The sequence below is a fragment of the Salegentibacter sp. genome, assembly GCF_041642575.1.
Taxonomy (GTDB): domain Bacteria; phylum Bacteroidota; class Bacteroidia; order Flavobacteriales; family Flavobacteriaceae; genus Salegentibacter.
Map to the genome: position 1 here is coordinate 18610 of NZ_JBEPWD010000029.1, position 9692 is coordinate 28301.

A 9692-nucleotide genomic window follows, 5' to 3' on the forward strand; every position below is an offset into this window, starting at 1 on the left:
AATCATAGGATTACAGGGTTTTTGATGTCATTTGATAGGTAAAAAGTGGAGTCGGAGGGGTTCGAACCCTCGTCCAAACAAGCAATTCAGCAGCTTTCTACACGTTTAGTCTTCGCTTGGTTGTCGATGCAAGACCGGCCGAAAACCACCAATCTTACACGTATTCCCGCTTAAGTTTCAAAACCGCATCAGGACCCTGCGGTTTCTATATTTACTTTTTCGGTGCCTCAAATGCGGACGCCGTAAATCAAGGCTTCCGCGAGGCATCTCGGCTCCCTACCTTGTAGGGACTAAGCAAATCCTACTGTGATTCGGATTATGCAGCCAAGGCGTAGTTATTCTCGCCGTTTAAAAAAGTGTGAAATATGAGATTTACGAGCTATATCCCAGCGCTCGACGTGCTTACAACTCAATTAGACTCGCTGTCAAAACCAAGTCGACCCCATAAATAAAGAACTTATCAATCTCAGTTATTCTTAACTGATCTGAGTCTGCAAAGATACCAAAAAATTATATCTTTGAAACTCACTCATTACTACGCAAAATACATACCAGAAATGATAAAATTCGCTCTTATAAAAGAACGCAAGACTCCGCCCGATCGCAGGGTGGTATTTTCTCCCGAAAAACTTCAGGAATTACAGCAAAAGTTCCCTGAAGCCGCCTTTAAGGTAGAGAGTTCTGATATTCGGATTTTTTCTGATGAGGCTTACCGAAAGGCCGGTTTTGAGGTGACAGACGATGTGTCAGATTGTGAAGTGATGCTGGGAGTAAAAGAAGTGCCCTTGCCGGCGCTTATTCCGAATAAAAAGTATTTCTTCTTTTCGCATACCATCAAGAAGCAGCCTTATAACCGGGACCTGTTAAGAGAAATCCTGAAGAATAACATAGAACTTTATGATCATGAAGTGATCGTGAAAGAAAATGGAGCAAGGCTTATTGGTTTTGGTCGCTATGCGGGGCTGGTAGGAGCTTATAATGGTTTCCGCGGAATTGGACTCAAAGAAGGTCTTTTTGAGCTTCCGAAAGCAGAAGAGCTGCCTGACCTGAATGCGATATGTGCAGAACTGGATAAGATCGAGATTCCACCGATTAAGATCGTGCTTACCGGGAGCGGAAAGGTAGCCCGGGGAGCCAAAGAGATCCTGGATCATTTAGGAATAAAACAGGTTGGAGTAGAAGAGTATTTGAAGAAGGACTTCACGGAACCGGTTTACTGCCTTATTGACGTTCTGGATTATAATAAACGTAAAGATGCTAAGGTTTTAAACAATAAGGATTTTTACAAGCATCCTGAAGAGTATGAATCTGATTTCATGCGCTTTGCCAGGGTGAGTGATATGTTTATCGCCGGGCATTTTTATGGGGATGGGGCTCCGGTATTCTTCAATGCTGAAGATGCCAAATCTCCCGATTTTAAAATAAAATACATCTCCGATATTTCCTGTGATATCAACGAACCTATCGCCAGCACAATCCGTCCCTCGACTATTGCCGAGCCTTTTTATGGGTATGACGCCGAAAATGAGATGGAAGTAGACTTCAGGGAAAGAGATTCTATCCTGGTAATGGCGGTAGATAACCTGCCATGCGAACTGCCAAAAGATGCCAGTGAAGGTTTCGGAGAAATGTTTCTGAAACACGTAATCCCCGCATTTTTTAATGATGATGCGGATAATGTGCTAAAAAGAGCCCAAATGACCAGTGGCGGTAAACTGACCACAAAATTCAGTTACCTCGAAGATTATGTAAAAGGGGAAGCGATTAACCAGGAAGATTAAAAATCTGATTAGTTTCTTAAAAGCCTTATTTCCGATTTTGATCCAGGGAGTTTATTTCTGCCCGGTATTCCGTAGGAAGTATGATTGATCTTAACACCTGGTCAAGATTAATTCTCCGGCTTAGCTGATAAGGGGGAAGCAGCAAGCTGAGGAGCGAAAAATGCCTAAAGGACAGCAATTCTCTTACTTTTTTTGGAGTTATATATATTTGGGTTTCGAGCAATAAGCGATAACGTATCGCCCCGAGATGTTTTCGGTAGCGGCGGTAGAGGTCCCGGGTGTAATTTCCGGCCTCAAGGTTTTGTTCCAGGTGTGATTGCCGCATCTTCTGAAAATCTTCAAAATTTTCCGGTAATCCCTGTAATCTCATCCTTTTCCCAACCCGGAAAAAGACGTTGAAAACCTCCTGTTTTTCAGCTATGCTCAGTCTATGTTCCAAAACTTCATAAGACCTTATGGAATAATCGATGAGCATAAAAAGTACATCGCGGTAAGCCCAATCGGGAATCGATCTTCCGCGTTTGGATTCCACAGCAGAATGGATGGCAGCGATAGCATCAATGGCATTCAGAGCAGCACCCTCTTCAGAAAATACAATTTTGCGCGCATAGGAAACCGTAGAAAAGAGCCTGCCCAGGGGGTCATTGGGCAGTCTTCCCGTGTAATAAAGCCAGTCTACAGCTTTGTTGAGCGCAAATTCTGCAGATGCTCCGGCGAAAATAAAGAGAATGGTATCTCCCTTTCCCCAGATTTCCCGTACTATCGAATCCTCATCCACAAAATATTCCATTTCAAATCCTTTTATGCCCAGCTTTTTCTGTTTTTCTATAAAATTATATTTAGTAGCGAAAGCTGTTCCAAAATCCCCAATCGCTAAATGCTCAATTTATGAATAGGACTGCAAGAATGATTCCGTGTCACGGAAGGACAATTTAATATTTACGGCGGGTGGTGCTTTTTTTATTCCTTTAAATTTAAATAATTGATCATTATCTTGATCGATGAATAATTGCGAACTTTACTTAAATTTAAATTCTATGAAATACGTTTTTTCATTATTCGCTTTTCTGTTATTACAGTTTAATCTTGGAGCTCAGGAGTTAGAAGTGATGTCTTATAATATCAAATTCGCCAATGAGACGGACGGAGAAAACTCCTGGTCTAACCGAAAAGATCACCTGACCAACCAGATCAAATTTTACGAGCCTCAAATTCTTGGTGTTCAGGAGGCTTTGGTGAGTCAGCTGAAGCATTTTGAGAAAGAGATGGAGAGTTTTAAATATATTGGTGTGGGCCGCGACGATGGGAAGGAAGCCGGGGAATTCAGCGCGATTTTTTATGACCTGGAGAAAGTGGATATTATCGATGAAGGCACCTTCTGGCTTTCTGAGACGCCTGATGAGGTTTCCGTGGGCTGGGATGCCGCCATGGAGCGGGTTTGTACTTACGGGAAATTCAGGGAGAAAAATTCAGATAAAAAATTCTGGGTTTTTAATACCCATTTTGATCATATCGGGGAAGAGGCCAGGGAAGAAAGTGCGAGGCTTATCTATGAAAAGATCTCAGAAGTAAATACAGAAGACCTGCCAGTGATCCTTATGGGAGATCTCAACCTGGAACCTGATGCACCCGGGATTCAATTCCTTGCTGAAAAAATGAACGATTCAAAAAAGGTAGCCGATCTTGATTTTGGACCTGAAGGTACTTTTAATGCCTATGATTTCAGCAAACCGGTAAAAAGAAGGATCGATTATATCTTCACCAGTGACGATATAAAAGTGTTGAAATATGCCGTTTTAAGCGATTCCTGGGAATTAAAATATCCATCTGATCATTTGCCTGTTTTTGTGAAACTGAAGTTGAAATAGTTCTTATAATATAAAAACCGGAAACAGCAATTAGCCGATTCCGGTTTCTTTATTTAAAACCTTTGAATTTTAAATCTTACCGTCTGTTTCCGGCTCGGTCGGATCCAGGGGCTCGTTTGGGTCGTTAGAAGAAATATTACTTCTTCCGGCATTATCTTTTGTTGTTACCTCAGAAGTTTCTTTTCTGAACTTCTGAATGATATCCTTGAAATGCTCTCCTGCAGCATCACGACCACCAAGGCCGTAAGCCAGGGCCACAGCCACAGCTATGGCGCCCAGGATGAGTCCGAAGGCCAGTTCAACTATTTCATTGGCAATTCCCATTGTTCTTAGGCCAATGGCTATAAACAGTGCTAAAGACGCCCAGCGAATAACTCCTGCAATAAACCTATTGTCGTTGCTTTTGATCATCGTGTTATAAATGAGCAGGGAGATATAATTACCTACCGCCAGGATTATAAGTCCGAATAAGATCTGTCCCGTAACTTCCAGTATTTCGTTTAGGGTTTCAGTTAATCGTTCCAGACCTAATATCTCTACTGCAGTGATTATTCCGAAAAACACCAGAAAGAAATAAAGCAGGTTGGCGATTAATTTTGAAAGCGATTGGTTTGCACCGATCATATTATGGATCTGTATCTTTTCAGCGGCGCGATCCATCCCCATACTTCTGAACAAGTCTTCCAGAAAATCGGTTAAATAGCGACCACCCCAAATGAAAAGAGCTAAAACCAAAGCAGCCACGATTATCTCACCGATCATTTCAGTAAATCCGTAGAGAATATCGTTTGCCGGTTCAGAAATAGCTTCCATTTGCAGGGCGTTAAATGCCTGAATTATAAATGGAACCAGGATGATGATAAAAACAATCTTTCTAAGAATATTTACCAGTTTATCGGTTTCTTTAAAACCGGTTTTATCGATCCATTTATCCAGGAATTGTCCGCTGATATTCACCAGGCCGGAAACGAATTTTGCGAGGAGATAACCGATAAAAGCAATAAGTGCTGCGGCGATAAGATTAGGAATGAAAGACAGGAATTTATCGACCATGTTCTCTAAAGGTGTGAGCACCTCATTAACTCCAAGTATTTCCAGGACGATAAGTAGCACAATTACCATTATGATGTAATAGAAAATGTTGGCTACAAAAACATTCGTGTCGTCTACATTGGTGCGACCAAAGAGTTTTTCGTCCCAATGTGTTTTTTTCATCAACCTTACCACAAGGTGTTTAATGCCTCTGGCAACAAGCCAGCCCACTAATAGAACCAGTAAGGCTCCTATAAGATCAGGAAGGAAGCTCGTAATTCGTTCCCCGAAGTATTCGATTTGATTTTCCATATTAAGATTTTTACAGTTGGTTAGATCTTAATTTAGACAATCATTAAGAGATTTCCTCCCTGATTAACAGTATTTTAAATGAAAACCTGTCTTTTATGTTTTAAAAGGAATATGAGTTTAACACAACTATTTGGTGATCCATAAGGGCGAAGGTAATTCCTGGTTGAAAACTTCGTCAGTTACGCTACCCACCATTAATGCAGAAACAGCATTACTACCTTTATCGCTTAAAATAAGCATATCGGCCTTTTCTCTTTTAGCTTCAGCAAGCAGTTTTTCCCCTATGCTGGCATCCCTGCCGGGGTAGATCTTTTGGCCTATTTCTTTTTCATAGTTGAGCTTTTTCAAAAACTTGGCAGCCTTTTCCCTGATGTGGGTTTCAATTTTAGGTGCTATTTCTTCTTTAACAAGATAAGGAGTGAACTGTACCGGTACATTAAAAACATGAGCCAGGTTAATTTTAGCTGAAGTGAGCTCCTTTAGGCCTACCCCTCTGTTAAAGGCTTCCTGCGAGGGCTTTGAAAAATCTGTTCCTACCCAGATGTTGTTGATTCCGGGTTGAGCTGTTGGAGGAATGCTAAGCAGGTCGCATTTTAGCATACGTAATAATTTGCTGCTAACCACACCACTTCCTTTGCCCGCTGGTTTATTACCTAGAATGGCAAGGTCTATAGCATACTTATGAGAAATGTAATTAATAAGAGATTCTGTATAAGGGTCTTCAGAAATCAAAACCTCCCAAGGGGTGTTGCCTTTGAAAGAAGTGGATATTTTCTCATCCAGTTCGTCCCCGATTATTTTGTCTAGGTTCAAATCTTTTAGCTCTTCCTTGAAAAGTTCTGAGATCTCGTATTTTTTAATATTATGAACAAAATAAACCTTTTCTGCCCCAAGTAGATCTGAGATAAAAGAAGTGTATTCAATTAAGGTATCATCAATATTGGAAAGATCTAAGGCAACCAGTATATTTTTAATTGCTGTCATAACTTTGTATTTTATTTTTTAGAAATTGAATTATCCTTACGTTTCTTCACGATATTTGCCACTATTTCTTCATAATTCTCAAGTTCTTTTTGAGATTCTTTTTGCTTAATCTTTTTTAAATCTTCATCAAGTCCTTTGTAAAGGGAGTAACACATAAAGAGCAGGATAAAGGCAAAGGGCAGTCCCGTAACTATAGATGCTGTTTGCAATGCCTGCAGCCCTCCACCTATAAGTAAGACGGCGGCTACGGCACCTTCTGTAATTGCCCAAAAAATTCTTTGCCCTACCGGGGCGTCAATCTTTCCGCCAGAAGTTAAACTATCGATCACCAGGGAGCCTGAATCTGATGAGGTGACGAAAAATCCGGCAATTAGGAGTACCGCAATAAGATTTAGTACAATTGCTATAGGATATTCTTCCAGAAAGACGAAGAGTGCTATCGCCACATCCTCATTTACCGCATCAACAATTGCATTATTTCCCAATAAGGTCTCCTGGATAGCGGAGCTTCCGAAAGCAGAGATCCAGAAAAAGGTAACCAGAGAAGGCACGATCAATACCCCAAGAATAAATTCCTGAATGGTTCTACCTTTGGAAATTCGCGCGATGAACATTCCTACAAAGGGCGACCAGGCTATCCACCAACCCCAGTAGAACACGGTCCAGCTATTTTGCCAGTTGTTACCGGTATAGCTTTCGGTCCAGGTGGCGGTTTGCAAAAAGCTGTAAAAATAATTTCCGGTATTCTGAACAAAGGATTTAAAGATGAAAATGGTAGGGCCAAGTACTAAAACCAGTAATAAGAGTAGAACAGCAATACGCATGTTCCATTCGCTTAATACCTTCACTCCTTTATCTACTCCCAGAATCACAGAAATTGTAGCGATAAGCGTTATTCCGGCAATTAAAACGACCTGGGTGGTAATTCCTTTGTCTATTGCGAATACATGCTCCAGGCCGGCGGCTATTTGTTTTACCCCCAATCCCAGGGAAGTGGCTAAACCAAAAAGGGTTGCCAAAACGGCAAAGATGTCTATAATGTTCCCAATTCTGCCATAGATACGATCTCCCAGGAATGGATAAAATACCGATCTAATCGTTAACGGAAGCCCACGGGAATATGCGAAATAAGCCAGGGCAAGTCCTACAAGAGCGTAAATGGCCCAGGCGTGAAATCCCCAGTGTAGAAAGGTGAAATTCATTGCCTGTCGTGCGGCTTCTGGGGTTCCTCCTTCGGTCATTGGAGGAGTGTTAAAATGGAAAACAGGTTCAGAAATACTCCAGAAAAGTAAACCAATACCCATTCCGGCGCTAAACAGCATAGCAAACCAGGAAATGGTTTTAAATTCGGGTTTTGCTTTGGGGCCGCCTATCCTCAAATTTCCAAACCTGCTAAAAGCCAGGTAGATCATAAATATGAGATAGACATTAACCGAAAGGATAAAAAACCAACCGGCTTTGTTGGCAACAAAACTCTGAATTTTGTCAAAATAGGATTCTGCCTGTTCCTGGAAGACCAGGGTTAAAACAATACTTGCGATAATAATGAAAGTAGAGGTGAAGAAAACCGGACCGTTAAGTTCCAACCCAAAAATGCTTGTTCTTTCGTCGCTTCTTACAACTTTTTTCGTCATAGCTTTAGTTTTCTTAATTTGTTGATCTAAAAATAATAACCCAGGTTAATATTGAATCTTGCTTCCCATTTGGCATCGGGATTCCCCTGGGCAAAATCGTCTATAAAATTACCTCCCAGCCAGGAGTGGTTATACCCGGCGGCGTAATCTATATAAGTATAAATATGGCCTGCCGTAACCAGTACGCCGGTAACATTCATAAAGGAATCGGTAAAGGAACTCTTCCTTTTTTTCATAAATCCAAAATCATTATAAAATTCCAGATTTGATACCGGGCCCCAGTTTACTGGAATATTCCTTGAAAGAGCCAGGGAATACAATTCGAAATCGGCAGCTACCTGGTATGGGGCACCGTAAGCCGCCATTGTGAGTTCATCCCGACTTTCCCCGGAAGCGTTTTCCGGGTTATGGGAAGCAGTAAGCGCCTGAGCCTTCAAATTCCAACGATTATAGGTGGTCTCGTAATGGGCAGCTAGTCCGTAGTGATCTCCGGTTTCCTTAGTGTCAAGATTATAAAGTCCGCCATATTGTGCTGAAAAGCCTAACCTATTGGCAGCTTTTTCTCCAAATTTATAGACGATTTTTCCGTTAAACTGATTGATCTCTTTGTTTCTTCCCGCCACGTCATAGGAATAACGGCTGTGTGAAGATTCGGTGTCACTTCCGAAGCGCAATTCTTCAGAATTCTTAAAAAAGGCGAGATGGTATTCAAAAGTATCTCCGTAATGCACATACTTTATCCCCATATCGTGATCGTCTTCCAACCCCATATAATAAGTGAGGTTAAAAAACCAGTTGTGGGAATTATATTGCTGGATTCCGAAGGGAACCTGGGTTAATCCAACCTGGATCTCATCTGTTTCATTAAACCAGTAACCCATCCAGCCCTGTTTCATCACGCCGCCACCAAAGGCATCTGAATAAAGCCTGTATTCAGCATTAAGATAGACGCCTTTATATTTTGCATTGAAGTTCATTCGGAACATATCGTAGCCGAAATCGCCACTCCTGTTTTTTTGTCCTTCTTTCCAGGAAGATAGGTTGTAATTGTATCTAAGGGCACCGCCTACGGCAATTTCAGGATCATCCTGGGCTTGGGTGGAAACAGGGTAAAACAATACAACCGCGAAGAAAATTAAGAAGCTCCTGAATCTGGTTGAATCTTGAAAGCAGCGCATTAGGCAACAATTTGGTTTGTTGCTTAAAGCTAAGGAAATAATTAAAAAGCAAGGTATTTATACCAGAACTCTTAAGAAAACTTTAAAATTCATTAATCGTTTTCCTGATTTTCACGAGCCTGGTTAGTAATCCTTCCAGAAATTGAAGATCGAGCATATTGGCCCCGTCGCTTTTTGCATTAGCAGGATCGAAATGGGTTTCTATAAAGAGTCCGTCTACATTGTTAACTATTCCGGCACGGGCTATGGTCTCTATCATCTCGGGACGGCCACCGGTTACACCACTGCTTTGATTTGGTTGCTGCAGTGAGTGAGTAACATCGAGAACGGTAGGGGCGAATTCACGCATAGTCGGGATTCCCCTGAAATCTACGATCATATCCTGGTAGCCAAACATGGTTCCGCGATCCGTAACCATTACTTGTTCATTGTTGCAATCGGTGACTTTGGTCACTGCGTGTTTCATACTTTCAGGGCTCATAAACTGGCCCTTCTTGAGGTTGATGGTTTTTCCGGTATTAGCGGCTGCAACCACCAGATCAGTTTGACGAACGAGGAATGCGGGTATTTGAAGGATGTCTACATATTCAGCGGCCAGTGCGGCATCGCTTATTTCGTGGATATCGGTGATGGTTGGAATTTTAAATGTTTCTGAAACCTTCCGAAGGATCTTCAGGGCCTTTTCATCCCCAATTCCGGTAAAACTGTCTATTCGGCTTCGGTTGGCCTTTTTAAAGGAGCCTTTAAAGACGTAAGGAATTTCAAGCTTATCGGTAATTTCAACCACTCTTTCTGCAATGCGCAGGGCCATATCTTCGCCTTCGATAGCACAAGGTCCGGCCAGGAGAAAGAAGTTGTTGGAGTCTATATGTTTAAGTTGCGGAATTTTATCAAGTTTCATAT

The 9692-nt window shown here is 41.6% G+C and carries 8 protein-coding genes and 1 other RNA gene; 2 read left to right on the plus strand and 7 right to left on the minus strand.

Features of this window, described 5'->3' with window-relative positions; genetic code table 11:
• Positions 1-43 precede the first annotated feature (43 nt).
• Positions 44-444, minus strand: a transfer-messenger RNA (tmRNA) gene (gene ssrA / locus ACESK1_RS06680).
• Positions 445-557: 113 nt separating this feature from the next.
• Here ssrA and ACESK1_RS06685 point away from each other — a divergent pair.
• Entirely contained in the window at positions 558-1781 is a 1224-nt protein-coding gene (locus ACESK1_RS06685; protein ID WP_372919212.1) for an NAD(P)-dependent oxidoreductase, read from the plus strand.
• A 25-nt stretch (positions 1782-1806) separates the two neighbouring features.
• Here ACESK1_RS06685 and ACESK1_RS06690 read toward each other — a convergent pair whose 3' ends face one another.
• Positions 1807-2571: an oxygenase MpaB family protein gene (locus ACESK1_RS06690; protein ID WP_372919196.1), complete on the minus strand. Its 765-nt coding sequence runs from the start codon at positions 2569-2571 to the stop codon at positions 1807-1809.
• A 247-nt stretch (positions 2572-2818) separates the two neighbouring features.
• Here ACESK1_RS06690 and ACESK1_RS06695 point away from each other — a divergent pair, with 247 nt between their 5' ends.
• Entirely contained in the window at positions 2819-3649 is an 831-nt protein-coding gene (locus ACESK1_RS06695) for an endonuclease/exonuclease/phosphatase family protein (protein ID WP_372919198.1), read from the plus strand.
• A 69-nt stretch (positions 3650-3718) separates the two neighbouring features.
• On the opposite strand, the gene ACESK1_RS06700 is transcribed toward ACESK1_RS06695, so the two are convergent.
• From ACESK1_RS06700 to kdsA, 5 genes are all read right to left on the minus strand, one after another.
• The gene (locus tag ACESK1_RS06700) at positions 3719-4993 is read right to left on the minus strand and encodes a mechanosensitive ion channel (protein ID WP_372919200.1); all 1275 of its coding nucleotides are present in this window, start codon (positions 4991-4993) and stop codon (positions 3719-3721) included.
• Between the two features lie 126 nt (positions 4994-5119).
• Positions 5120-5977, minus strand: a complete 858-nt coding sequence (locus ACESK1_RS06705; protein ID WP_372919202.1) for a universal stress protein — start codon at positions 5975-5977, stop codon at positions 5120-5122.
• An 11-nt stretch (positions 5978-5988) separates the two neighbouring features.
• Positions 5989-7611: a BCCT family transporter gene (locus tag ACESK1_RS06710; protein WP_372919204.1), complete on the minus strand. Its 1623-nt coding sequence runs from the start codon at positions 7609-7611 to the stop codon at positions 5989-5991.
• A gap of 26 nt (positions 7612-7637) precedes the next feature.
• A complete protein-coding gene (locus ACESK1_RS06715) occupies positions 7638-8789 on the minus strand; it encodes a hypothetical protein (RefSeq protein WP_372919206.1) in 1152 nt (383 codons plus the stop codon).
• 82 nt (positions 8790-8871) lie between these two features.
• Positions 8872-9690, minus strand: a complete 819-nt coding sequence (kdsA, locus tag ACESK1_RS06720) for a 3-deoxy-8-phosphooctulonate synthase (RefSeq protein WP_372919208.1) — start codon at positions 9688-9690, stop codon at positions 8872-8874.
• Between the last annotated feature and the right edge of the window lie 2 nt (positions 9691-9692).

What these genes read in the sequence shown, in the direction of transcription:
- ACESK1_RS06695 (WP_372919198.1), top strand. Translation starts at nt 2,819, where the DNA reads ATGAAATACGTTTTTTCATTATTCGCTTTTCTGTTATTACAGTTTAAT.
- ACESK1_RS06705 (WP_372919202.1), bottom strand. Translation starts at nt 5,977, where the DNA reads ATGACAGCAATTAAAAATATACTGGTTGCCTTAGATCTTTCCAATATT.
- ACESK1_RS06685 (WP_372919212.1), top strand. Translation starts at nt 558, where the DNA reads ATGATAAAATTCGCTCTTATAAAAGAACGCAAGACTCCGCCCGATCGC.
- ACESK1_RS06715 (WP_372919206.1), bottom strand. Translation starts at nt 8,789, where the DNA reads ATGCGCTGCTTTCAAGATTCAACCAGATTCAGGAGCTTCTTAATTTTC.
- ACESK1_RS06700 (WP_372919200.1), bottom strand. Translation starts at nt 4,993, where the DNA reads ATGGAAAATCAAATCGAATACTTCGGGGAACGAATTACGAGCTTCCTT.
- kdsA (WP_372919208.1), bottom strand. Translation starts at nt 9,690, where the DNA reads ATGAAACTTGATAAAATTCCGCAACTTAAACATATAGACTCCAACAAC.
- ACESK1_RS06690 (WP_372919196.1), bottom strand. Translation starts at nt 2,571, where the DNA reads ATGGAATATTTTGTGGATGAGGATTCGATAGTACGGGAAATCTGGGGA.
- ACESK1_RS06710 (WP_372919204.1), bottom strand. Translation starts at nt 7,611, where the DNA reads ATGACGAAAAAAGTTGTAAGAAGCGACGAAAGAACAAGCATTTTTGGG.